Source organism: Pseudoalteromonas sp. S2721, from assembly GCF_005887425.1.
Lineage (GTDB): Bacteria > Pseudomonadota > Gammaproteobacteria > Enterobacterales > Alteromonadaceae > Pseudoalteromonas > Pseudoalteromonas simplex.
Window position 1 is genome coordinate 1 of the sequence record NZ_PNCZ01000136.1, and the last position, 400, is coordinate 400.

The 400-nt window shown below is 47.0% G+C and carries 1 pseudogene; it reads left to right on the top strand.

Annotated elements, in window-relative coordinates:
* Positions 1-308, top strand: a pseudogene (locus CWC02_RS20565) (elongation factor G); the annotation flags it as partial.
* Positions 309-400: the final 92 nt, after the last annotated feature.

The following is a 400-nucleotide window of genomic DNA, read 5'->3' on the forward strand; positions in this document are numbered from 1 at the left end:
ACGCAGTTGACTCCTCAGCAATCGCGTTCGAAATCGCTGCTAAAGGCGCTTTCCGTCAGTCTATCCCTAAAGCGGGTGCACAACTTCTTGAGCCAATCATGAAAGTTGACGTATTCACTCCGGAAGACAACGTAGGTGACGTAATCGGTGCCCTTAACCGTCGGCGTGGTATGATTAAAGACCAAGAAGCTGGCGCAATGGGCGTTCGAATCAACGGTGATGTACCACTTACTGAAAGGTTCGGTTACATCGGCCACTTACGTCCTATCACTTCTGGTCGTGGTCAGTTCTCTATGCATTTCTCACACTAAGCACCATGTGCTGAAACCGTTGCTGAATCAGTAATCGCTGAATAAAACGAGACACAATCTGGTAATTACTTAGCCTGTTAACTGATTTA